The organism is Clostridium fungisolvens, assembly GCF_014193895.1.
Lineage (GTDB): Bacteria > Bacillota > Clostridia > Clostridiales > Clostridiaceae > Clostridium_AR > Clostridium_AR fungisolvens.
In genome coordinates this window covers 1104151-1128461 of the sequence record NZ_BLZR01000001.1, presented here as the reverse complement: position 1 = coordinate 1128461, position 24311 = coordinate 1104151, and the positions used below count along the sequence as shown (strand labels likewise).

General features: G+C 30.9%; 20 protein-coding genes. 7 read left to right on the top strand and 13 right to left on the bottom strand.

Annotated features, from left to right (window positions below; all coding sequences use genetic code 11):
* The first annotated feature begins 409 nt into the window (after nucleotides 1-409).
* The 4 genes from bsdtw1_RS04385 to bsdtw1_RS04370 all read left to right on the top strand — a co-directional run bounded on the left by bsdtw1_RS04385 (nucleotide 410) and on the right by bsdtw1_RS04370 (nucleotide 5407).
* Nucleotides 410-1117 (top strand): Crp/Fnr family transcriptional regulator, encoded by a 708-nt coding sequence (locus bsdtw1_RS04385; protein ID WP_183276386.1) that lies wholly within the window; start codon nucleotides 410-412, stop codon nucleotides 1115-1117.
* 199 nt (nucleotides 1118-1316) lie between these two features.
* Entirely contained in the window at nucleotides 1317-2549 is a 1233-nt protein-coding gene (locus bsdtw1_RS04380; RefSeq protein ID WP_183276385.1) for an FprA family A-type flavoprotein, read from the top strand.
* Nucleotides 2550-2566: 17 nt separating this feature from the next.
* Complete coding sequence (gene ric, locus bsdtw1_RS04375) at nucleotides 2567-3277, top strand: iron-sulfur cluster repair di-iron protein (protein WP_183276384.1); 711 nt, start codon at nucleotides 2567-2569, stop codon at nucleotides 3275-3277.
* Nucleotides 3278-3562: 285 nt separating this feature from the next.
* Nucleotides 3563-5407, top strand: a complete 1845-nt coding sequence (locus tag bsdtw1_RS04370) for a multicopper oxidase domain-containing protein (protein ID WP_183276383.1) — start codon at nucleotides 3563-3565, stop codon at nucleotides 5405-5407.
* A 101-nt stretch (nucleotides 5408-5508) separates the two neighbouring features.
* On the opposite strand, the gene bsdtw1_RS04365 is transcribed toward bsdtw1_RS04370, so the two are convergent.
* From bsdtw1_RS04365 to bsdtw1_RS04335, 7 genes are all read right to left on the bottom strand, one after another.
* Entirely contained in the window at nucleotides 5509-6270 is a 762-nt protein-coding gene (locus bsdtw1_RS04365; RefSeq protein ID WP_183276382.1) for an exodeoxyribonuclease III, read from the bottom strand.
* Nucleotides 6271-6531: 261 nt separating this feature from the next.
* Entirely contained in the window at nucleotides 6532-8442 is a 1911-nt protein-coding gene (locus tag bsdtw1_RS04360; RefSeq protein WP_183276381.1) for an FtsX-like permease family protein, read from the bottom strand.
* The gene (locus bsdtw1_RS04355) at nucleotides 8429-9199 is read right to left on the bottom strand and encodes an ABC transporter ATP-binding protein (RefSeq protein WP_183276380.1); all 771 of its coding nucleotides are present in this window, start codon (nucleotides 9197-9199) and stop codon (nucleotides 8429-8431) included. The genes bsdtw1_RS04360 and bsdtw1_RS04355 overlap by 14 nt, the downstream gene beginning before the upstream one ends.
* 307 nt (nucleotides 9200-9506) lie before the next feature.
* A complete protein-coding gene (locus bsdtw1_RS04350; protein WP_244638108.1) occupies nucleotides 9507-10409 on the bottom strand; it encodes a sensor histidine kinase in 903 nt (300 codons plus the stop codon).
* Between the two features lie 104 nt (nucleotides 10410-10513).
* Nucleotides 10514-11188, bottom strand: a complete 675-nt coding sequence (locus tag bsdtw1_RS04345) for a response regulator transcription factor (protein ID WP_183276378.1) — start codon at nucleotides 11186-11188, stop codon at nucleotides 10514-10516.
* A 320-nt stretch (nucleotides 11189-11508) separates the two neighbouring features.
* Nucleotides 11509-11832 carry a hypothetical protein gene (locus bsdtw1_RS04340; protein ID WP_183276377.1) on the bottom strand — a complete coding sequence of 108 codons (324 nt, stop codon included), beginning with the start codon at nucleotides 11830-11832 and terminating at the stop codon, nucleotides 11509-11511.
* 32 nt (nucleotides 11833-11864) lie between these two features.
* Nucleotides 11865-12254 (bottom strand): helix-turn-helix domain-containing protein, encoded by a 390-nt coding sequence (locus bsdtw1_RS04335; protein ID WP_183276376.1) that lies wholly within the window; start codon nucleotides 12252-12254, stop codon nucleotides 11865-11867.
* 238 nt (nucleotides 12255-12492) lie between these two features.
* Between bsdtw1_RS04335 and bsdtw1_RS04330 the strand changes: the two genes are divergently transcribed.
* Nucleotides 12493-13026, top strand: coding sequence for a hypothetical protein (locus tag bsdtw1_RS04330; protein WP_183276375.1), 534 nt, complete (start codon nucleotides 12493-12495; stop codon nucleotides 13024-13026).
* 153 nt (nucleotides 13027-13179) lie between these two features.
* Here the strand turns inward: bsdtw1_RS04330 and bsdtw1_RS04325 are convergent, their stop codons facing one another.
* Both bsdtw1_RS04325 and bsdtw1_RS04320 read right to left on the bottom strand, forming a co-directional pair.
* Nucleotides 13180-14376, bottom strand: coding sequence for an MFS transporter (locus bsdtw1_RS04325; RefSeq protein ID WP_183276374.1), 1197 nt, complete (start codon nucleotides 14374-14376; stop codon nucleotides 13180-13182).
* Nucleotides 14377-14471: 95 nt separating this feature from the next.
* Nucleotides 14472-16463: an oxidoreductase gene (locus tag bsdtw1_RS04320; protein WP_183279733.1), complete on the bottom strand. Its 1992-nt coding sequence runs from the start codon at nucleotides 16461-16463 to the stop codon at nucleotides 14472-14474.
* Between the two features lie 272 nt (nucleotides 16464-16735).
* Here bsdtw1_RS04320 and bsdtw1_RS04315 point away from each other — a divergent pair, with 272 nt between their 5' ends.
* Nucleotides 16736-17656, top strand: coding sequence for a LysR family transcriptional regulator (locus bsdtw1_RS04315; RefSeq protein WP_183276373.1), 921 nt, complete (start codon nucleotides 16736-16738; stop codon nucleotides 17654-17656).
* Between the two features lie 390 nt (nucleotides 17657-18046).
* Here bsdtw1_RS04315 and aroD read toward each other — a convergent pair whose 3' ends face one another.
* The 4 genes from aroD to bsdtw1_RS04295 form a co-directional block, all read right to left on the bottom strand.
* On the bottom strand, nucleotides 18047-18811 hold the full coding sequence (gene aroD, locus bsdtw1_RS04310) for a type I 3-dehydroquinate dehydratase (RefSeq protein ID WP_183276372.1): 765 nt from the start codon (nucleotides 18809-18811) through the stop codon (nucleotides 18047-18049).
* 14 nt (nucleotides 18812-18825) lie between these two features.
* Nucleotides 18826-20073 carry an MFS transporter gene (locus tag bsdtw1_RS04305; RefSeq protein ID WP_371874654.1) on the bottom strand — a complete coding sequence of 416 codons (1248 nt, stop codon included), beginning with the start codon at nucleotides 20071-20073 and terminating at the stop codon, nucleotides 18826-18828.
* 46 nt (nucleotides 20074-20119) lie between these two features.
* A complete protein-coding gene (locus bsdtw1_RS04300; RefSeq protein WP_183276371.1) occupies nucleotides 20120-20992 on the bottom strand; it encodes a shikimate dehydrogenase in 873 nt (290 codons plus the stop codon).
* A 457-nt stretch (nucleotides 20993-21449) separates the two neighbouring features.
* Entirely contained in the window at nucleotides 21450-21944 is a 495-nt protein-coding gene (locus tag bsdtw1_RS04295) for a hypothetical protein (protein ID WP_183276370.1), read from the bottom strand.
* A gap of 223 nt (nucleotides 21945-22167) precedes the next feature.
* On the opposite strand from bsdtw1_RS04295, the gene bsdtw1_RS04290 reads away from it, so the two are divergent.
* Nucleotides 22168-24186, top strand: a complete 2019-nt coding sequence (locus bsdtw1_RS04290) for a Na+/H+ antiporter (RefSeq protein WP_183276369.1) — start codon at nucleotides 22168-22170, stop codon at nucleotides 24184-24186.
* Nucleotides 24187-24311 lie beyond the last annotated feature (125 nt).

Here is a 24311-nt window from a genome sequence, read left to right as displayed (position 1 = left end):
TTTATTATGGTAAATTTACTATACCATATGATTCATTTAAAGATCTAAAAAAATTTATATTGTGAAATAATAATATCACTAAAGTGTCAAAAAAATCAATATAATAATTAGTTTTTATAAAAAAATATTAAAATTATGCAATAAAATCATAAGCAAACTTCACTTTTATTACAATATACGTAATTCAACTCCTTTTGATACTAAAAACTGTAAATTGCAATTTTACTTACGACCACTTTCAAAACCAAGCTATTGAGTCATTTTAAAATATGAAAACCATTTCTAATGATTAAGCACTTCAACGCTAAATCTATTTTCAAAAGTTACAATAATAGATTAGTTTATATAAAGATATATCTATGATAAAATAATATATAAATATTTATTAACACTTCGCGAGGTGATATATTTGAATAAAATTCAATGTGAAAGTTGTAAAACCAAACTTTGTGCTAGCAAAGTTCCCATATTTGCATCACTTGACAGAGATCATTTATCTAAGGTTGTTTCTAAAATAAATCACCTTAGCTTTAATAAAGGTGAATCAATTTGTGTCGAAGGAGATCTTTCTAACTCTTTAGTAATTATAAATCAAGGGCAAGTAAAACTCACAAAGGTCACAAAAGAAGGAAAAGAACAAATAATACGAGTTTTAGCTCCAGGTGATTTCTTCGGAGAACTTAGCCTATTTAATGAAAAAGATAAATATAATTTCTCTGCATATGCTCTCTCTTCTGTAAAGATATGTTCTTTAAGCAAAGAGGCAATGCACACTATACTAATAGAAAATCCTGAAATATCAGTAAAAATATTGACTGAAGTTTCTAAAAGACTTATGGAAGCTGAAAATCTTGCACAGAATCTTGCAACCAACGATGCTGACATAAGAGTTGCTAATCTTATTTCTGAATTCGGAGAAAAATACGGGCACAATACTGACTTAGGAATAGAAGTTAACTTACCTATGAACAGAGAGGATATGGCTAACTATATAGGGGTTACTCGCGAAACTATAAGCAGAAAGCTAACTAAGCTACAAGACTCTGGCGTAATATCTTTAGTAGGAAACAAAACTTTAATCATTCGAGATTCTAGCAAACTAAATGATTTTATGTAAAAAATCTTATAATTTAATATTGTTATTTAAAGCTCCTGTTTTGTTTACAGGAGCTTTAGTATTTTTATAGATAAAAAAGTTTTTTATAATTATTTTAAAATTTGATTTGAATCATATTTTTAAAATCCTAATGCTCATATAATTAAGCCATAGCAAACGAAAAAAAATTAATTTGATATAAAATTTAGGAGGCTTAATTATGATAAATAAAATGATGATTGCAGAAAACATATATAGCGTAGGTAAAGTAGACGATAGAGATGTTCCATTCCATAGACTTACATTAACAAAAGGTACAACATATAACAGCTACTTATTGAATACAGAGAAACCAACAATTATAGATACTGTAGATATAAGCTTTGGAAAAGAATTCGTAGATAATTTAAAAGAAACTGTAGATTTAATGAAAATACAATATATAGTTATAAACCATACAGAACCAGATCACTCAGGGGGACTTGGAAGTCTTGCAGCTCAAGCTAAGAATGCTACTATAGTTTGTACAGAAAAAGCAGTTGAAGAATTAAAAGAAATGTACAAACTTCACAAGAGAAATTTCTTAGTAGTTAAAGATGGAGATAAGTTAGATATAGGTGGTAAGACTTTACTATTCTTAGAAACACCATATCTTCACACTGAAGAAACTATGATAACTTACTGCATTGAAGATAAAATTTTATTCCCTTGTGACATATTCAGCACACATATTGCTAATACAGAAGTATTTAATGATTTAGCTAAGGAAGACATATTTGAGGACTTTAAGGTTTACTATACATTAATCATGCACCCACATAGAAAGCATGTTCAATATATGATAAACAAGATTAAAGATCTTGATATTAAGATGATAGCTCCATCTCATGGATATATACTAAGAACTGAAATAGAAAAGTTTGTTAAGTTATATGCAGAATTAAGCAAAAATACTACAACTACCAAATCAGCAGCAGTAATATATTCTACTATGACAAGTAATACTAAAAAACTTTCACAAAGCATTGCTGCTTTCCTTAATACTGAGGGAATAACTGCTGTAACTGTAGATGTAAATAAAACTCCAAAGGAAGAAGTATTAGATTATATAAACAGCTCTGATATAGTACTTTTCGGTAGCTCAACTAGATATGGTGATATGATAGGCTCTTTAGAAGATGTATTAAAAGAATTGAAAGCAATGGACTTATCTAATAAAATAGTTGCAGCCTTTGGTTCTTACGGTTGGAGCGGTGAATCTATAGAAGTAATACAAGATTATCTACTTGAGACAAATGCCAATGTATTAGAAACTTCTAATGTAATAAAATCTACTGGTATGTCAGATGTTGCTTTCCCTATAAGAATAAGATTTGCTGTAAAAGAAGAGTCTCTTCATGAAGTAGAAAGAGCTTGTGAATATATCGGAAGTCTTGCACTTAATGCAATATAACAATTTGGAGGTAAATAATGATAAACAAAATAGACAAAAAAGATACTTTAGGTCAAATAGTTTCTAACTTTCCTTTAGCAAGCGAAATATTTAATAAATATAAAATTGATTATTGCTGTGGCGGTCATGATAACTTAGAATCTGCTTTACTTGAAAAAAATCTGAATGTTGAAGATATTTTAAAGGAACTTAATGAATCTTATGAGGTATTTCTCCAGTCTAATAATGAATATATTGACTGGAGGAAGGAATCACCAATCGATATTATAAATCATATAGTAAGAACTCACCACGCTTACACAAAAAAACAATTACCTAATATTGATTTACTTATGATGAAAATTTTGAAAGCTCACTTTTCTCATCATCAAGAACTTCTATTAAAACTACACAAGCTGTTTGGACTCCTAAAAATAGAATTAGAAGAGCATTTAATAAAAGAAGAAGAAGTGCTATTTCCTTTGATAGAAAAATATTGTGATGATAAATCTACTACTACACTTACAAAGGTAGCTGAATTTATAAAAGAAACCGAGTCTGAGCATGATGCTGCTGGTGACATACTTAAAGAAATAAGAGAACTTACAAATGATTTCTCAGCACCAAAAGATACTTGTACTACATTCAGGCTTGTATATGCTCAGATAGAAGCTCTTGAAAAGGACCTATTCACTCATATACATTTAGAAAACAGCGTACTATTTTCACTAGTTTCATCTGAAAAGTAATAATTTTATGCAATTATCATTGCCCTTTAGATTGGTATCCATCAATTTATAGACAATGTTAATATATATAAACATATTGATCTCTACCCCTCTGCAAGGTAAGATAAACCACTTCATTATTTTAATTTGAAGTGGTTTATTTTCGTATATATAGATAAACTAGTTTCAAATAAAATAGATTTTTGATCGAGTGGTACATCTTTATAACATATGACATATTATTACATATAATATATTAATGTACAATTATTAGCAAAGTATATTGTACATGAAAGGATGATAACTATGGCTGTAAGACATTATGTTTTGCTAGCTACTGATGGCAAAACCAAATTACCTACATCTTCAGAACTTCCTCCTGATCCTACAACAGAAGTTGAAGTTCTTATATACGGATTTGTTGGCGGTTTATATAGGATCGATGACAAGGTAGTAAACGAGAATTTAAATTGGGAAGACCGAAAAAACTTTGATGATTTATATGCTTTGAAGGGAAGTGCATATCTACCATCCCCTATTGTTTGGGGAGAAGTTGGCGACAAGATTTATATTACATTGATCAATCTTGGTATGAAGTATGTTAATATAATGGATCCTCATACAGTTCATATGCATGGGGCCCATGTAGCTACACAGCTAGATGGTTTTCCTGAGATGTCGTTTGCGGTTCCTATGTGGGAGTTTAACGGGAGTAATAAACCTGAAACACTAACCTATTATTTTTATGCAGAACATCCCGGCACTTTAATGTATCATTGTCACCAGGAGGCCTCTGAACATGTACAAATGGGAATGTATGGCGCATTAGTAATATATCCATCTTATAAGAGTCTGGCAGAGAATGGAATAAGAAAAGATAAGCGCGGAAGATGGCTTAACAATGGAGAAGTTGTTTCTGATATACCTTGTTCTGCTACAAATAGAAACTTTGCCTATAATAACATCCATTCCTTTTTCAATAAGGAATATATAATGTTATTATCAGACATTGATCAAACCTGGCATGATAGTGTATTAAATGGTGCTAACTTTAATCCTATAGACTACAAACCTAATTTCTGGCTTGTAAACGGAAGACCTTTCCCTTATTCTTTACTTCCACATCCACAAACACTTTCAGATAGTAGTGATCCTGATTTAGCACAATTAAATTATGAGTCATATGTTCATGTAAAAACTGGGGAAAACTTCTTACTAAGAATGATAAATATTAGTTACCAAGTAATACCTTGGCATATACACGGATGGCACTTTAGAGTTATAGGTAAGGATTCACATATAAGTCCATTTTTAGAAATGAATCATACTTCTAATGATATGAGCCATATGAAACACCCTGTAACTGAAATGGGCTTTACCTGCACAATTGGTTCTGGTGAAACCTATGATCTTTTGATAAATGCCGAAAACAAGAGTCCTATATACAGAAAATATATAGTAAAGGGGCAGAATTGTATACCTTCTGTTTGTAGACAAATTCATGAACTTAAAGCTCATGACCCTTCACTTATAGCAGAAATCCCTACAGAACCTATAAATGTGTTAAATATTAATACAACAAATTATATAGATATCTGCGATGAACCAGAAGAAAGTCCAAATAGTAACTTTTTCCCTCAATTTTATCCGATGCACAATCATGACGATTATAAAGTCACAAACAATGGAGTTTATCCCGGAGGACAGTTGACTTATATACAAATAGACGCACCTGAATGCGGTGGTTTAATGGGAAGTTATTATGCCAACAAAAACTTTACTGATCTTAGGTTAAAGAGATTAGATGAGAATATTAGCTTTAACTGGAAAACTGATAGACCGCAAGATTTGGGCGAAATCTTCTCAGTGAGATGGACTGGGAAATTAAAACTTCCTATCTCTCAAAGATACAAACTGCAGTTGGTTTGTGTAGGTGATGGTACCGTAAAGCTAAATGGTAAAGAAATTCTTAGAGTTAAAGATTATTATTCACTACCAGTAGATTTTGAAATGGTCGATTTTGAAAGTGAAAATGAATATAAAATTGAAGTTGAATACGTTGGAAACTCGAAAGGAGCTATTGCATTACTTTGGATTTCTTCAACAAAGGTAAGAGAAGCAATTCCATCTCATAACTTATACCCAATTTAAAACATTGGTCTTGTAAAGAGACCTTTTAGAAAAGCCTCCTATAGAAAATCCGTAACGATGTTCTTAAGGAGGCTTTTACTATTTTAAACGCGTTCAGTAAATTATTTTAACTCTATGGATACTGGGCAATGATCTGAACCAAATACCTCGTTCAGAATATCGGCACCTACAACTTCTTCTAAAAGGTTATTGGATACAAAATGGTAGTCTATTCTCCATCCTGTATTTCTTTCTCTGGATTTAAACATATAGCTCCACCATGAGTATTTTATAGTCTCTGGATTAAAATGTCTAAAGGTATCTGTGTAGCCGTTAGCAATAAATTTATCCATCCATTCTCTTTCCATTGGTAAAAACCCCGAAGTCTTTTCATTTGACTTTGCATTCTTAATATCCATTGGTGTATGTGCAGTGTTATAATCACCACAGATTACAAGCTTCTTCCCTTCTTTTACTCTCTCGTTACAATATTCAAGTAAGGCATCATAGAATCTCATCTTATAATCTAATCTTTCCTCACTGCTCTGTCCATTTGGGAAGTATATATTAAACAGAGTAAATCCTTCAAACTCTGTTATTAAAATTCTTCCTTCACTATCAAACTCTTCAATACCTATACCATGGCTAACACTTATAGGTTCGACTTTAGAATATGTAGCTACTCCACTATATCCTTTTTTCTCAGCAAAAGAAAAATACGAGTGGTACCCTTTTATATTTCTAGCTGCATCATCTAAAGTTGCTTCTTGCAGTTTAGTTTCTTGTATACATAGTATATCTGGTGAATCAGTTTCTACAAAGTTTAAAAAGTCTTTTTTCATAATGGCTCTAAGCCCATTAACATTCCATGAATATATCTTCAAAAAATCATCTCCTTAAGGAATAAAGTACAATCAATAATAATTATTAATTATATGATATTATACTTTATTCCCTAATTCAATGTCCAATAATCAACTTCTAATAATTAATATAGCTACAATCTTCAATTTTTACCACTTTAATTATAGGTCTCCTAGTTTAACTATTACGTTATACCTGCTTAAAATTCATAGTTGCACGATTTTCTAACATGCGTAACCTAAGCTTTAGAAATGTCCCCATAATTTCTTCCTCGAAAAACTTTAAGCATTCTTACTAACTACAATCTTAGTATAAGAATTTAAAGTCACAAAGTAATACACACAGTAGATAAGCCCATATACCGAAGCTATCACAATAAAACTATTCATAAGCTTTAAAGAAAGCATTTTTCCAAGTGCAATGGTTGCCGGTAGTGAGTTTATAACAGCAACCATAAATGGCGCGCCAAATAGCAATCCTAATTCTTTTGCAACTGCACTTTTTATTTCACTTTTACTTACTCCGATTTTACTTAAGGTAATAAACTTCTCCTTGTCTTCTGTTGCTTCCATCTCCATCTTAAAGTATATTATACTTCCTGTGGCAGTTATAAATAATGCACCTATAAACACCCCTATAAATGCCATCATACCTAATAACTTTAAACCATCGGTATAATGTTCATAGAAAGTCACCAGTCCACTTTCCTTATAAAGGCTTTTTCCTAAGTCTTTTAAGAAGTTCTCTGCTTTGAAATCATTATCTAGAATATATCCTTTTAGCTTAATAATTTTTGATTTGTCGGAGTTTAACTTCATAGAATCATAGATATTGTCTTTTACTACAAAAGTTTGGTTAAAGTGATCAAGCGCCGTAAAAGGTTTTATATCTGTTTGAGCAACCTTTAAACTATAATTTTTATCTTTTAAATTTATGTTAACTCTTTTATTTAATGCACTTTTATTAGCAGCAAAGCTCTGCACTTGTATGAAGTAGCAATCATCTTCATAATCTAATTCTGCTTTTCTGTCGACCTTCTGGTGTTCGTTTATCTTATTAAAATCACTTTGTCTAATAACATAAAAGTCAGAATTTTTATTATTAATAGGATCTTCTGCATTTACTATAATCAATTCAAGTTCGTCAGAATATTTAACTGATATTTCTTTGTGATTAGCTAGAACTCTATCAAAAATAGCATTTTCATCCTTTGTTTTAAAATACTCAACTGAAAAAGGTCTCATATATCTCGAGTTTTCTTCAGCTCTTGTATAAGATCCCACACAGGTAACCAAAGCACAAAGAGCGACAGTAGTACTTATTGCAATGATACTGAGAGTCCCAACATTTCCTCTATATCTAAAATACAGCTGTGAAGTTGATATAAGCTTAGTACCTTTAAAAAGACTCTTTTCATTTTTCTTATTTATATATATTAAAAATGAAGTGGCAGAAGTAAAGAGCAGTATGGTACCTACTACTACCAAAGCCACAACTATTGGAGCCTTAAGTAGATTGCTACCTAACTCTTGGATAGCAATACTATAACCAAAATACATACAAACAACTGATACAATGGTAAATAAAAATGTTATTGCTGATACTTTTAAACCTCTCTCACCCCTTTTTGATGCATTAAATAAATCTATAAGATTACTGTTCCTTACAATAATTGAACCATGGATTGAAATAATAACATATATAGCTACAAATATCTTTAAGGTCATCTTTATAGCTCTTAAATTCCACTGAAAAGGCACAGCTGATGATATTTTAACCATATAAAAAAGAATCATTATGAAAAACTTACTAAAAATTAGTCCTAGTGCTATACCAGTTATCAGTGCAATTGCAGTAATAAATGTATTTTCATAAAAATTAATCTTTGCAACTTGATTTTTAGACATTCCTAGAAGCATATAGGTAGCAAACTCTTTTTTCCTTGACTTAATAAAAAATGAATTCGAATACCATATAAAAAATGCTGAAAACATCACAATCATTACTGCCCCAACATTAAATAATGTTATAAACTTTTTCATGTCCCCAAGCTCGTCTTGAATATATTTACTATATAAAATAGACATAAAAAGATAGACTGAAAATACGCTGAAAGATAAACTTAAAAAATATGACCAATAATTTTTAAAATTCTTTTTTATATTTCTGGTTGTAATACTAACCAATGTCATCAATATCACCTCCTATAACAGAAAGTATCTTTAAAATTCTTTGATAAAAATCTTTTCTTGTCATATCACCTTTATATATTTCATTAAATAACTTTCCATCCTTTATAAATATAACTCTCTTACAGTATGATGCTGCAAAAACATCGTGGGTTACCATAAGAATGGTCGCTTTATTATTCTCATTCAAATTATTCAAAGCCCCTAACAGCTCCTTAGAGGATTTGGAATCAAGCGCTCCTGTAGGCTCATCCCCGAGTATTAAAGACGGGTTAGAAATCATAGCTCTTGCAGCAGCTGCTCTTTGCTTTTGTCCACCGGAAACTTCATAAGGATGTTTATTAAGCACTTCACTTATTCCTAGCTTATTTGTAATATCAGCTAACCTTTTTTCTATAATTGAGTAAGAAGTTTTGGATAATGCCAAAGGTAATACTATATTTTCCTTAAGCGTCATGTTGTCTAAAAGATTAAAATCTTGAAATATAAAACCAAGTTTCTCTCTTCTAAACTTTGATAGATTTGGCTCTTTAAGCTTTGTTACATCATTACCGTCAATATATACACTCCCTGAAGTAGGCTTATCTATGGTTGATATTACATTCAAAAAAGTAGTTTTTCCTGAACCTGAAGGGCCCATTATCCCTACAAATTCACCTTCATTTATTTTTAGATCTATATTATCCAGAGCTGTATATTTCACTGATCCAAATTTTGATCCATATACCTTTTTTAAGTTTTTTATATTTAATACTTCCATATATAAATACCTCCAAATTTATTTTGTAGGTGCACCGTAATCACATTGATACAATTCTTAAAATAATTCCAAAAGTTTAAGCTCTAAAAGGCTATCTTTGCTGAACCCTATATTAAAAGTATATAAAAAAACAAAATGTACTGCCATTTTTTTGGCTTACATTTTGCTTTTCTAACTTACAATTTTGTAATATAGATAAACTACTTCATATTAGAATTTATATTTTTGAATTCTCTCACCAAAACTCGTGAGAGTTTTAAAAATAGATTTCGGATCGAGCTGGTTCATCTTTAGATGAACCACTTCATCAATCCCCGTATAAAGGAAAACAAATATTAAACTTTGTCCCTTTTCCATATTCAGATTCTACCGTTAATCTATGGCCTAGCTTTGTAGAAAGTTTTTTAGCGAGATATAACCCCATACCGGTAGCTTTAAGATTATTGTCCCTGCCGTTATTACCGGTAAAAGACTTAGAAAATATTCTATCTATATCTTCTCTATTTATTCCTATACCATCGTCCTCTATAGTAAGAACTATTTCATTGTGGTTTTTAGAGGTATAAAAACTTATAGTTCCTCCATCTTCGGTATATTTAAGAGCATTTGATACAATCTGATCTATTATAAATGCTAACCATTTTTTATCTGTATCCACTGTCAATCTATCATCAATTTTATTTAAAAAATTAATATGTTTCCGTATAAAAATTATAGAATGTTTCTTCACACTTTCCTTAACAACATTATTTATGAAAGCTTCGCTTATAACATAATCCTTTGAAAAATCATTGCTTCTTGAGTAATATAGGACCTTTTCTACATAACTATCTATCTTATCAAGTTCTTCCTTTAATGATGTTACAGTTGATTGTTCTTGAAAACTTATTGTATCCAATATAAGCTTCGCAGTAGTTATCGGTGTTTTAATTTCATGTACCCAACTCATCATAAATTCACCGTTCTCCGAAAAACTTTCTTCTATATTTCTCAAGGAATGTACATACTCATTATATAAATCAGAAATAATCAACTGATAAATTTCGTCCTTATATTCAAAAGCTTCAGTAAATATAGGTGTCTTATCTTCTGACTTTTGTATTTCCTTCAAACTTTTTATATTCTTATTTTTAACAGCATAATCATATAAAATGAAAAATCCTAACATTATAATTGAAACAGTAATCATATATATTAAATTTGATTTCAAAACTTTGTTGCTTCTGTCCACGTAGAGAGAGAGTAATATAAAAGTCAAAAGAATTACATAAAAAACTAAAAACCTCAAACTTTCTTTTAAATATCTAAAAAAGCTCATTTTATCATATACCCCTGATTCTTTACTGTTTTTATATATTCCCCTAACCCTATCTCATTTAACTTCCTTCTTAACCTATTTATGTTTACTGTTAAAGTATTATCATCTATAAAACTCTCATCTTCCCATAGTTCCTGCATGATTTTTTCTCTACTTACTATTCTTTCATGATTTTTCATCAGTACGTATAGTATTTTAAATTCGTTTTTTGTGAGTTCAGTACTTTTATTTTCATAGAGTAGCGTATTATCTTTAAGTGAAAGTAATACACCATTATAATTTATTACATCAATTGAAGCATCAGAGTAAGAATAAGTTCGTCTCAAAACAGCATTAATCTTGGCTATCAATACCTCCATAGAGAAAGGCTTAGTTATATAATCATCTCCACCCATATTTACAGCCATTACAATGTCCATATTTGTGTTTCTTGAAGATAAGAATAATACTGGCACCTTTGATATATTTCTTATTTGATTACACCAATGAAACCCATCAAATACTGGTAGGTTTATATCCATTAGTACAAGACTTGGGGAATAACTTACAAATTCTCCAACCACATTACTAAAATCTTCAACAGAGTAAATGTCAAATCCCCATTTTTTAAGAGAATCTGTTATTATATTTCTTATCTTTTCTTCATCTTCTATTATCATTATCTTATACATAATTTCTCCTTACACTTAGGTTCTTCAATGCAAAAATCAATTCATACTTGTTCTAAAATTCTAGTATCTAATAATTTTCCAGCGTGAACAAAATAACAACTGACTAAAAGAACCTGTACACTACTATGAAAATTATACCATTATTATGAAAAATTCGCTAAAGTGATCTTCTTTAGTGGATTTTTTTGCGCATCTGCCTTTTCTGAACGTATGAGAAGAATCTTACAGGCGACATATTCTTCTTTTTTTATTCTTTTACTTAAATTATGTCTTAAGTCTGTTCGCATAATTATCCATAGATATAATTGAGATATAAATTCCTAAAGAATAAAAAAATATAAAATTATCACTGCCGCAGATATTATAAGTCTTATAATATGATGTCCTACATTTATTTTCCCATAAATCTTAATTCCACTAAGTATTGCAGATATATGATTAAGAACTAGCCCAACTAATAGAGTTATTGCTGATAAAATCAAGTTATTTTTCGTAATCAACACTGACACAATTAATAGCACTCCACCAGTTATCATCATTAATGTAGCTAACCTTGAACTCTTCTTTTGTTTGAGACCAAGCGCTCCAGCAATTATACTCAACAGTCCATAGAGCACAGTTATTACAACGAATACAATATTCATACAAACACCTTCTCTAATTTGATTTCAACGTTTCAACAACATCTGTTTTTAATTAGACTATTAGTTTTAATAATCATCTTATTCAAAGCAGTTTTAACTATTCTAAGTTCCTCTTCTTGTCTTTCTATATCCTTGTATTTCAATTCAATCATCTTAAGACAAACCTCTATTTCCTTTACGCTCTCGTCATTTATTTCTTCACTCTGCTCTATATTTTTCTCTAATTCAAAAAAAGCTTTTATCTCATCAAGGGAAAAGTTAAGTTTTTTAAGTTTTATTATAATTAAAGCCTTTTCAACATCTTCTTCAGTATACATTCTTCTGGAATTTACTTTTGCTGGAATTAGTAATTTAATCTTGTCATAATACCTCAGTGTATCAATTGCTATAGCTGTGATTTTTGAAAATTCTCCAATATCCATATTTGCCTCCATAGAAAAATATTTTTCCAATCTCATATTCATTAATTTAACTATAAAACCTAAATCTGGCTCCATGTCAATAAAAATATTATTTTATTTTTAATTTTTAACGGATATTCTCCTCTTCATATTCATGTATAAATTGTTATCTCAGTTTGGAATTATAATTATAGAAAAATCTTTATGACGAAGCCTTATGACTCATAGCTGTATCAATTAAAAGAGGAGATTAGATATTATGAATATAATACCGAAAATCATTACTACCATATTGATGTCTACACTATTAACTAATTTACCTTATGATAAAATAGATATTAAAAAAAATATCCCCATTTCTATTGGTAAAGAACAACTGCTCCATAAAAAAGATAATTTAATTACTCCTGAACAAACAAAAGCTCAAATTGAACTTTTCAAACAAGCCCTTGATGAATTTGGAGCCACTTCTCCAGAGCAGGTGATAAGTATCTGGGTTAAGACTGAAAAAACAAGAAATGGAGTTTACCACTACTCAGTGGCTTGTAAAGAATTAAAAAGAAAGATTATTGAAGATTTAGGTGCGCCAAAAGATACCTATTGGATATATGGTGTATCAAGTCCATGGCTTGATAGATATGAAGTTATCTCTAAAAATAAAATAAGTGATACTGAATATATCGTTAAATTAAAATTCTTTTGGTCAACTTCTTCTGGCCCCTTCAATACAACAGAAAATACTCTTAAAATTATACAATCCGGAGATACCTGGTGTGTTAAGGAAGTTATTTAAGTTTATTTTTACATATTGCATATCATATATTATTGTTTATAGCTAAAGAGTTCCATTACAAAAACTTAAACACGTATATAAACTAAAAACTTATAAATACAAAAAATAGTGCAGTAAAAGACTTTAAGCCTATTACTGCACCATATCTAAATATTATTTATTTTTCCCAAACACTTTATCATATCTCATTTTTGCAATTGTAGATGCTACAATTGCTATTACATATATACCCAGCATAAAATAAAAAACAGATACAATCCCAAAATGCCTTAATATAAGCCCTGTTGATGCTGGTATTACTGCAGCTGCTATACCACTAGCGGTAGAAACTAAAGCTATGGTTGCACCTTTATTTCTCCAGAATAACTCTCCCATAGTTGTTTGTGCCATTTGTAAAACTCCAGCAGATGAAAAACCTGCTAAAGCAAAACTTATAGTCGCAACAGTTTTTGTCTTAAATATTAATACTATTATAAGAAAAATTATACCTATTATAGGGTAAACTGCTGTTACTAATATAGGCTTAATTGTTTTTTGCAGTAGTTTTGCTAATATAAATACAGATACAATAGCTCCTATACTATAATAAGTTATAAATTTTAGAGAGGTTAGTTGGTTCATTCCCAAGATCTTCTGTCCAAAAGTTGGCATCCACATTTGAAACGCTGTATATATAGAATTTGAAGTAAATCCTATTATTATTAAGGCTATTCCTTCTTTTCTAAATACAGGCTCTGATGAAAATCTTACATTTGAAGCTACCTCATCATTAGTAGCGGCAATGTCGTTTTGCTTTGGAAACTTTCTTCCCATTATGAATAGACCATTAAGAAATACTACTAGAGCTATTAAGAAGAATGTATTTCCATAAAACATATTTCTCTCTACAAAGAAGGCTATTATAAAAGGTAAAAGTGCTCCTCCAGTTGCTACAAAAGCTTTTATTAAAACATTTGCAGTACCAGGTGTCTTTGGAAAACATTCCATTAAAGTTGGATAACTGGCAGCATCCATAAAAGCATGAGATATACCTGCAAAAGCTGAAAACAAAATAGCTAAGCCATAACTTGGTGAAAGAGGTATCCCTACTAGAAAAACTACCATTGTTAGTGGCGCTAAGCACAAAAATCTCTTTCTTCCAAACTTATCAGATAATCTCCCTGCAGCATATAATGTGGCAGATCTTACTATCCCTTCTGCTGATATCAGAAAACTAATACCTGCAGCATCAGTATTAAATTGCTTAGTTAAGAATGCCATATTTGAGGAAAGTAAGATTAGTATCATTCCTAGCATACAATAACTAATATATATCCCCAGAGCTGTTTTGAAATACTTACTTTTAAACATAAATTCCTCCAATTTAATAAAACCAACTAACCAAACACCTATTTCTTGTATTTATTTTCCAAGAATTTTAGGTGTTTGGTTATTGTGTTCTATATTTATATTGATCCTATCTTTTCTAATGTAAGAATTACATCTCTACCTTCTGCCATGCCATCTATTATTTTTCTAGTTCTTGAACTATCTCCAATATTTATTACTTCAACATCTTTTTCTGCAAAATGCTTTTGTAGATCACTTAGTATTGGATTCTCTGATCTCATTCCTAAGCAAACAAATCCATAGTCAAAATCTAAGTTTTGTTCTTTTTCGTCTTTCTTTACCTTAAAATGATCAGATGCAACTTCTACTAAAGCTGTTCCAGTATGAACATTTACTTTATTTTTTTCAATTATATCCATCATAGAAAGCTTTGTTATTACATCTAAATCTCTTCCGAGCATAGGCATCATTTCAACTATAGAAACTTCTGCTTTCTTTTCAGCAAAATATTCTACAACATCTAGTCCTACTGCTCCACCACCTATAACTACTACTTTCTTATCTTTAGCATCTTCAAATTTATCCATATTATTTAAAAGTCCTAAAATTGAATATATATTTTCTTCACTTTTATCTATACGCTCAAGTAAGCCTTTAATAGGAGGAAGTAGAGGTTTAGAACCAGTGGCATTTACTATAACATTTGGCTTAAGGTTCTCTATAGCTTTAATGTCAGCCTTTGTATTAGTATAAATCACTAAATTGCTTAACCCTTCTGCTCTTCTTATTAAGTATTCTGGCAAATAAGAAATTCTTTTTTTATCTGGTAACTTTGAAATTTCTTTAGCTAGTCCACCTAAATATGGCTTTTCTTCAAATAGGAATGTTGTACATCCTACTTCTGCTGCAGTACAAGCTGCTTCAAGGCCAGCAGTTCCTCCACCTATTACAACTACAGTAGTTTGCTTTTTAACTCTTAACTTCTTATATTCATCTTCATTTATTGTATCAGGGTTCATAGTACATCTTATAGGTCTATTTAATCCTATTCTATGACCAGCGCATCCTATATTACATGAGAGACATTTTCTTATCGTATCTTCTGCATTATTCTTAACCTTTAGAACCCAATTTGGATCAGCAATAAGCCCACGGCCCATTCCTATTAAGTCAGCATGTCCCTCTGATAGAATATTTTCTGCAACTTCTGGATTTCTGATGTTACCAGTTGTTATTGTTGGTTTATTAAATTTTTCTCTTACAGCTCTAGACATGTATGAACGCCATCCATCTTCAAGATTCATATTATCTATCTGGTACTGCAGCGAATCATTTAATGCCGCAGAAACATTGAATACATCAACTTCTTCATTTAGGTATTCCAATATCTTTAAAGTATCCTCTAAAGTATTGCCACCTTCTAAAAGCTCATCTGCACTTATTCTAAGGAATATTGGGAACATTGGTCCAACAGCAGCTCTTACGCTATCAATTACCATTCTTGCGAACCTAGCTCTATTTTCTATACTACCACCAAATTCATCATCACGCTTATTATATATAGGTGATAAGAATTGGCATATTAAATATGAATGTCCTGCATGTATTTCTACTGCATCAAAACCTGCGGTTTGTACTCTTTTTGCTGCCTTTCCATATTTCTCAACTATATTAAGTATTTCTTCCTTTTCTAGTGGTCTTGGAACTGCTCCACCAGTTTTAGATGGAATGTTTGATGACGAAACAGGCTGACAACCTATTCTATCTGGAACTGCTGATGCACCTGAATGGTTTATCTGCATTGCTACACAAGCACCATACTTATGCATTCTCTCTGTTAGTTTATATAACGCTGGCATAAAGCTGTCATGATCAATTCTAAGCTGAGTTGTTCCATTTGATCCTAGAGGAAATTCTACAGCTGCATTTTCCACTATTATTAATCCAGTTCCACCTTTTGCTCTTTGTTCATAGTACTTTATATGATCACTATTTATTTCACCGTTTTGACTTGCATAGTTTGTCCCCATCGGTGGCATTATTATTCTGTTTTTTATTGTCATGTTTTTAACTTTTAATGGACTAAAAATATTGCTATATTTCATAATTTTTTTGACCTCCATTTAAAAAACCAAGTAATTTAAACGTTTTTTTATTTAATCTTTTGATTTTTACTCTTTTAATACATTATTTTTTAGTTTGTTATACAAACAAATTACCATTAACAACTTCAACTTAATTTGTTAAATAACAAACTAACATAATTAATTATAATATGGGTATTATCATAAATCTAATCAATATTTTATGCTTTATCCATAGATATTTTTTATGAATTATATTATAATAACTTATATCAGATTTTAAGGAGTGATCCCCATTGAATTTAAAGCAACTCGAGTATTTTAGAGTATTGGCAGGTATGGAGCATGTTACTTTAGCAGCAGAAAAACTATCTATAACACAGCCTAATTTAACTTATGCTATATCTGAACTAGAAAAAGAATTAGGGGTGTTTCTATTTGAAAAACAAGGAAGGAATATCAAACTTACAAAGTATGGTCGTTTTTTTCTTAACTATGTGACTAATTCTCTTAATGAATTAGAAAAGGGAGAAAAAGAGTTAAAGAGACTAGTAAATCCAACTCATGGTACTATAGATTTAGCTTTCATATATACCTTAGGCCCTCATTTTGTTCCAAATATGATTAAAACCTTCTTTAGCGAAGAAGCAAACAAAAATATATCTTTTAATTTCAGCCAAGGCAACACCAAAAATATTATTCAAGGTCTAAAGGAAGAAAAATTTGATTTGGCTTTTTGTTCATATGTAGAGAATGAACCTAACATTAACTTCATTCCTGTCACAGAACAAGAATTAGTTCTTATTGTTTCGAAAGATCACCCTCTCGCTGCTTTTGATACTATAGATTTAAAAGAAACTGAACCTTATCCTTTTGTATACTACAACAAACTAAGTGGTCTTAGACCTATAATTGATGATCTCTTCGCAAAGGTAGATTTTTCTCCTAAAATCATTTGTGAAGTAGAAGAAGATAGTGCTGCTGGAGGACTCGTTTCAATCAACTATGGTATTGCTGTGGTACCAAATGCATGGGTAATAAAGCAGTTTGATGTGAAAACTCTTAAGATAGTAAACCCTCCCCATAAAAGATTTATCTACCTTGCATATATGAAAAATAAATATTTAAGCCCTACGGTTCACTTATTTAAGGATTTTGTTCTGAACGGACGAGAAGATCACTTCAAAAATAGTGAAAATAGCGACTTGCTTATTTAGAGCTATTAAAGCAAAGTTTTGAAATAAAATGGTTACTCATCCAATGCTTTAATGAGCTTACGCAAAGAATTAATATGATTTTGTCATATTCCGTGGCTAAAACTGTAAACTCACTACGTTCTAACAGTACAGTTTTTCAACGCCACTACATCTGAAAAAATCATTTAATTCTAATAGCTCGCTCATATAGCATCTCCTGAATAACCATTTTATTTCAACAATATTTTTAAACATAGGCAAATAAATGATATTATAGTTATATATTAAGATTTATAGATACGCAAATAAGGTTATGAACCGTTGGAAGTTCATAACCTTATCTTTATTATTCATATTTACTCTGATTAATATTATTGTTAAAATCAAAGTCTTTCTACTATAGGTACTATATTACTTTATGCTTTTATGTAGTAACTGTAATACTCCATATAGATCTTCTACACCAATTTGTCCAGGTGCTGAAGCCTTCTTAGCAGCTCCAAAAGTTAAAGCAGATCCGAAAACTTCTCCAGTTAATCTACTTATAACACCGGTTCCAGCCATAGACATTGTTATTATCGGTCTATCAGCATACTTTTCTGACATTATTACTGTAGCTTCAAGTAATTCTAATACATCTAGCTTTGATTTTGGCATAACAGCAATCTTAGGAATATCAGCTCCTAAATCCTGCATCTTTCTTAAACGATAGATTATATCGTCCTTTGATGGAGTTTTTCCAAAGTCATGATTTGATGCAACAACCTTAACTCCTGAAGCATGTGCACTGGCGATTATATCCTTAACTATTTCATCGCCTGTAAAAGCTTCAACATCTACTAAGTCAACTAAGCCTGTGGCAGCAACTGCCTTATTTAATTCAGCATATGTTCTTGCCTCAATTGCCTTTTCTCCGCCCTCTTTAGATGTACGGAAAGTAAATAGAAGCGGTATGTTATTTAAAGCAGGAACTAAATCCTTTAAAACATCCTTAACTTTTTCAATATCAAAAACACCTTCAAACCAATCAACACGCCATTCTACTACATCTACATGTATATCCTTAAAACTTAATGCTTCTGCTATTATATCTTCTTTAGTTTTTGCTACTATAGGTACGCATATCTTTGGAATACCGTCACCTAATACTATATTCTTAATCTTAACTGTATTCATAGTTGCCTCCTTAATTATGCCCTAGCACTATTCTTTTCAACCGAAACTTTTCTATAACTCATATTAACATATAATGCAAGTAATACTCCAACAAATGTTATTCCTATGTTTAATAATAAAACATATTTAGGTCCGTTTACTCCGAAAGACTTAGTTAATGCTCCAGCTACTGATAACACTGCGTAATTTGCTGCACTTGATGCTATCATTATAATACTTGTAATTATTCCTTTAATCTTAGGGAACATGTCATTAATAGTGGAAACAGCTAACTGTAATACACCACCTGCAGCTGAGAAACCAATTACAAATCCACCTATTAAAGTGATTTGTGGTGTCTTTACAACATAAACAATTATTAACATGATCATTGCAATCAATGGGTATACAACTAATATTCTAACAGGTTTTATAGTCTGTTTTACAAGCACTGCAGTAAGAATAACCGCAACTATAGTACCTATCGAATAATATGATTGGATAACACTTGGATTCTTAAGACCTGTTGATTTTGCAAATTCTTGTATACAGTTCAACCAAAGTTGGAAAGTTGAAGTACATGTAAATCCAATTAATATAAGTGCAATACTTGTTGGCGTAAACTTTACTGACCTTATCTTTTGGAATAAGGATTCTTGTTTAGTTTGTCCATTGCTTTCCGAGCTTGATTTAGGCATTGGCATGAATGAAACTAAAATCGCTATAACTATAAACAATGCAGACATTACAAAGAACAATGTTTTATATGACATATGGTTTGCTGCCACATATCCTATCATCATTGGAAGACCTAGTTGTCCAATTGATATAAATAATTTTGTTAGAATACTTGCTAATCCAGTAGATTCAACTAGTATTTCCATACATGCAGGTATAACTCCTGTGTCTAGAAATGAGTTTGCAATACCACCAACTAAAGCACAAAGATATGCAACTGATGCATTTGGTGACAATGCTATCCCAACTAGATATATAATATAAGATGAAATTCCTATAAGTGCTGAGAATCTACGACCTATCTTATCTGAAAGCGGTCCAGCAAAAGGAAGGGCCACTAAACGACCAAGTCCAAGTGCTGCTATAACCATTACAACAGAGCTGACATCATAAGTACCATTTGCAAGTAGTTTCGCTCCCCATTGCGCTGCAAATTGTTGCTTATATTGTGCTAAAATCGAAACCCCAATTCCGTGTATAAAGTAGTTTAAATAAAGTACAAATGCCGTTATATAGTACTTTTTATAGTTAATTTTTTGTTCCATTATTTTTTTCGTCCCCTTAATCTAATATTCTGTTGAACCTTAATCTTTAGTATTTTATTTCTAATATTTCCTTCATATATTCAATTGGCATAGGCTTTCCAGTCCACATTTCAAAAGCAGCTGCTCCTTGGAATAACATCATACCAAGTCCGTTCATTGTCTTACATCCAACTTCTTTTGCCATTTTAAGCATTGCTGTTTCAGCTGGAGAATAAACTATATCTACTACTATAAGCTCAGGACGGAAGTAAGATTTATCAGGTATATAAGTCTTTCCTTCTAAAGGCTTCATTCCCATTCCAGTTGCATTTGTAAATAGATAACTGCTTTCTATTTCTTTCTTTAATGTATCTAAATCAGATAGATCGTATAATGTAGCTTTGCAGTTTGTTTTTTCATTAATATTTCTTACAGTTTGTTCAGCTCTCTCCCAGAAACTATCTTTAATATTAAAAATTGATAACTCAGCAACGCCATCTAAAGCCGCTTGTATCTCTATAGCAGTTGCAGCACCACCTGCTCCAACAATCGTCATCTTCTTTCCTATAACATCAATTCCTGCATCTTTTAAAGCAGCCATATAACCCATTCCATCTGTTATATGTCCTGTTAAAACACCGTCATCATTTACAATAGTATTTACAGCTCCACAAAGTTCAGCTGCTGGTGACAATTTGTCTAGATACTTATGAACAACTGTTTTATTAGGCATAGAAACGTTACTTCCCCTTACCTTCATTGCTCTAAAACCTTTTATTGTATCTTCTAACGTACTATTATCAACTTCAAATGCTAGATAAGCATAATCTAATCCTAACTTTGCAAATGCCTCGTTATGCATTCTTGGTGAACTTGAATGTCTGATAGGGTATGCAATTAATCCAATAAGTTCAGTATGTCCTGTTATACGTTCTGCCATAATAAATCTCTCCTTCAAGTTAAATATATAATATCCATATTTTCAAACTAAAGATTGTCAAGTTAATCACTTAACAATCTGACATCTTTATTATAATGGCGCTCTTTATATTAATCCAATTAATTTTTTAACCATAATTCATAAATACTATTTATGAATTGTAATATAAATAATATTGTTGTTTATTACCTAAAGCATTACGTTATCTAGTTTATGTAAGCTAGCATGAGGGAAAAATTATTATAATAGTTCGACATAACTTGTATCGATTTCAACTAAACCACCTCATTCTCATGCATGAAAGTGTAAAATTGTACTAATTTGAAAATTAAGTTAATCTTCTACTGATTATGTGAGTTTTCGTTATATAATTAACACACTAGCAATCCAACCTAATACCTTATATTAATTTTTCACTTATGTTGCACATAAATACTCTAAAGATAAAATGTTTGTTCTAAGCAACACCAAGTAACTTACTTTCTACAACCTTCCACTGCCCATCAATAATCTTTAACATAATCCTAAACTCACTTGCTCCAACAGGACTGACCCAGTTATATCCTTTTGCCACAATGCCTCCATCAATATTTGGTTTAATGCTAGTGAACATTAGCAAGTTTCCATCTATCCTAAGAGAGCCAATGTTACTGGCTAGGCCAATTTGTTGAAGCTTAAACAAGGAAGCATTCAATACTGTTTTATTATATTTCTTAGTAAAGTATTGAATTGCTTTTTCTCTTTCTTCATAAGTTGTATCGGTAAAGTAAAGTGATTCCATATCTAGAATTATATATTTCTTACTACTTAACCCACTATCTCCTTTATACATCTCATCATAAGCTAAAATGAAGGCATCTATTATTCTTGGCTGTTTAAATTCAGATACGCTGGTGGTAGATATGCTAAAAGCTATACTTAATGCTGAAATTAGTGATATTACTCTGTCCATATTTCTTCCTCCAACCTTTGATTTTTTTTAATGGATCTTTTTAAGAATATTATTGAAATTGTTCTGAATTAAATTTATTATCTTTTACGATTATAAAAACTATACATCTTAATCTTTTCTATAAAAATAAATTCTCCTAATCCATTACTAAGTTAATAGACTTTAAATTAAAGGATAAAATAATAGCATTAATTATGGATTTATATCTAGAAAGGGATTACTTATGGAAATCTTTATTGTTGTGCTAATTTTGCTTTTGAGTATTGTAATATCTAATATATTGAGCAGACTTATTCCATTTGTGCCAGTACCTCTCATACAGATTGCTTTTGGCATCATCTTAGGAATCTTACCTACTGGCATCCATATGCCTCTAGAACCTGAACTATTTATGGTATTATTCATAGCGCCCTTACTATACAATGATGGAAAAATGACTTCTAGAGAAGATCTTTGGAAGCTAAAAAGCCCTGTATTCCTAATGTCTTTTGGTTTGGTTTTAGTTACCGTATTAGTAGTTGGATACATAATTAATTTAATGATACCTGATATTCCTCTATCAGCTTCTTTTGCTTTAGCAGCCATTTTATCTCCAACAGATGCGGTAGCAGTAAGTTCATTGTCTGAAAGAATCCATCTTCCTGAAAAAATAATGACATTATTAGAGGGTGAAGCACTTACTAATGATGCCTCTGGATTAGTTGCTTTTAGATTTGCTATTGCTGCAACAGTTACTGGAGTATTTTCCTTTGCAAATGCTGCTCTAAGCTTCTTTGTGATAGCTATTGGTGGATTTCTAGTTGGGGCAGTTTTGGCTTTAATAATTGCAAGAGTTACAGCATTTATAAGAAGACTGGGACTTGAGGATGCAACCTTCCACGTACTAATGCAAATTATATCGCCTTTTGTAATATATTTAGTTTCAGAAGAACTTGGATTGTCTGGCATCCTTGCTGTAGTGTCTGGAGGTATTGTTTATTCTTTACAAGCTGATTATTCTGAGCCAATTATTTCAAAATTAAAATTTGTATCTCGCAGCACTTGGTCGGTACTTATATTTATAATTAACGGTCTTGTATTTCTAATTTTAGGTCTACAAATTCCTGCTGTAATGTCAGTGATTTTTAGAGACGATACCATAAATAACTTTAAAGTACTTATGTATATAGTTGTTATTTCATTAGTTCTAATATTATTAAGATTTGTATGGGTATATAGTTTATGGAATGAAAAATGGAGTGTAGATGAGAGCTTAGAAGAAAGTCCAAAGAGATTTTTAAATTCAGTACTTACTTCTTTAGCCGGTGTTCGAGGAGCTGTAACACTTGCCGGAGCATTTTCTATCCCCTTCTATTTAGAAAATGGAGAATATTTTCCCCAGCGTGATATTATTATATTTATATCAGCCGGAGTAATATTATTAACTATATGTACAGCAAGCTTTGTTTTACCGCTGCTTGTGAAAAGAGAAAATAATGATGCTGAAAAGAATTCATCAGGGTTAAATCAAGACGCCCTAAAAAGCGTTATGAATGCAGCCATTAGGCTTATTAATGATGAAACAAATAAAGAAAATAAACTTGCAGCTTCTTCGTTAATAAACATATGTGAAAAAATTAAAAATGATAATCCTATAAATATAGAAAATCTAAAACTCACTATAGAAGATAGAAAAATAGAAAAGGATATTTTCCTATTAGGCATAAGAACTGAACGAAAAGAGGTTAGAAGGTTATTAGCAGATAAAAAGATTCCTCCAGCTACTTATGAAAAAATTGACGATTCCTTAACTAAGGTTGAAAACTGTTTGTCTAGGCCACCAATCATTGAAACTTTAAATAAGATGGACTCAATAAAAAACTTTATCTCTAAGTTTTTGAAAAATCAGCTTAATGTTAATCCAATCAACATTAAGGATGTAAAGAAAATTAAAGTATTAACCTCAAAGGCAGCAATCTTTGCTATAAAGGAGCAAATTAATGATACTAATAGAAAAGCTTCTTTAGCTGTTATTGAGCACTATAATGACATAATAAAAAGACTAACTACCTTTACTATCGGTGAAGACATAAATAATGTTAATAAACAAAGAAGCAAACTTCATCTTAAAGCCTTGCAGGCGGAGAGAGATGAGGTTCAATCTCTTCTTCAAAGCAACGAGATAAGTCGCGAAACAGCACTGAAACTAAGAAATTTTATAAACTACATGGAAGCCACTGCAATAGAGGAACAGATTTTTTAGATTACGTATAATTTAAGCCCAGAAATTAAACATAGAAAGCCTCTAAACCCATTGAAATTTCTAGATTTAACTATGCTAAAAGTTTTATAACTTTCAACACGGTAAAAAAGCACACTAAATGTTAT

Coding starts and splice junctions, on each gene's coding strand:
- bsdtw1_RS04345 (WP_183276378.1), bottom strand. CDS start 11,188: ATGTATAAGATAATGATAATAGAAGATGAAGAAAAGATAAGAAATATA.
- ric (WP_183276384.1), top strand. CDS start 2,567: ATGATAAACAAAATAGACAAAAAAGATACTTTAGGTCAAATAGTTTCT.
- bsdtw1_RS04340 (WP_183276377.1), bottom strand. CDS start 11,832: ATGAATATTGTATTCGTTGTAATAACTGTGCTCTATGGACTGTTGAGT.
- bsdtw1_RS04325 (WP_183276374.1), bottom strand. CDS start 14,376: ATGTTTAAAAGTAAGTATTTCAAAACAGCTCTGGGGATATATATTAGT.
- bsdtw1_RS04335 (WP_183276376.1), bottom strand. CDS start 12,254: ATGGATATTGGAGAATTTTCAAAAATCACAGCTATAGCAATTGATACA.
- bsdtw1_RS04290 (WP_183276369.1), top strand. CDS start 22,168: ATGGAAATCTTTATTGTTGTGCTAATTTTGCTTTTGAGTATTGTAATA.
- bsdtw1_RS04300 (WP_183276371.1), bottom strand. CDS start 20,992: ATGGCAGAACGTATAACAGGACATACTGAACTTATTGGATTAATTGCA.
- bsdtw1_RS04380 (WP_183276385.1), top strand. CDS start 1,317: ATGATAAATAAAATGATGATTGCAGAAAACATATATAGCGTAGGTAAA.
- bsdtw1_RS04355 (WP_183276380.1), bottom strand. CDS start 9,199: ATGGAAGTATTAAATATAAAAAACTTAAAAAAGGTATATGGATCAAAA.
- bsdtw1_RS04330 (WP_183276375.1), top strand. CDS start 12,493: ATGAATATAATACCGAAAATCATTACTACCATATTGATGTCTACACTA.
- bsdtw1_RS04295 (WP_183276370.1), bottom strand. CDS start 21,944: ATGGACAGAGTAATATCACTAATTTCAGCATTAAGTATAGCTTTTAGC.
- aroD (WP_183276372.1), bottom strand. CDS start 18,811: ATGAATACAGTTAAGATTAAGAATATAGTATTAGGTGACGGTATTCCA.
- bsdtw1_RS04305 (WP_371874654.1), bottom strand. CDS start 20,073: ATGGAACAAAAAATTAACTATAAAAAGTACTATATAACGGCATTTGTA.
- bsdtw1_RS04360 (WP_183276381.1), bottom strand. CDS start 8,442: ATGACATTGGTTAGTATTACAACCAGAAATATAAAAAAGAATTTTAAA.
- bsdtw1_RS04370 (WP_183276383.1), top strand. CDS start 3,563: ATGGCTGTAAGACATTATGTTTTGCTAGCTACTGATGGCAAAACCAAA.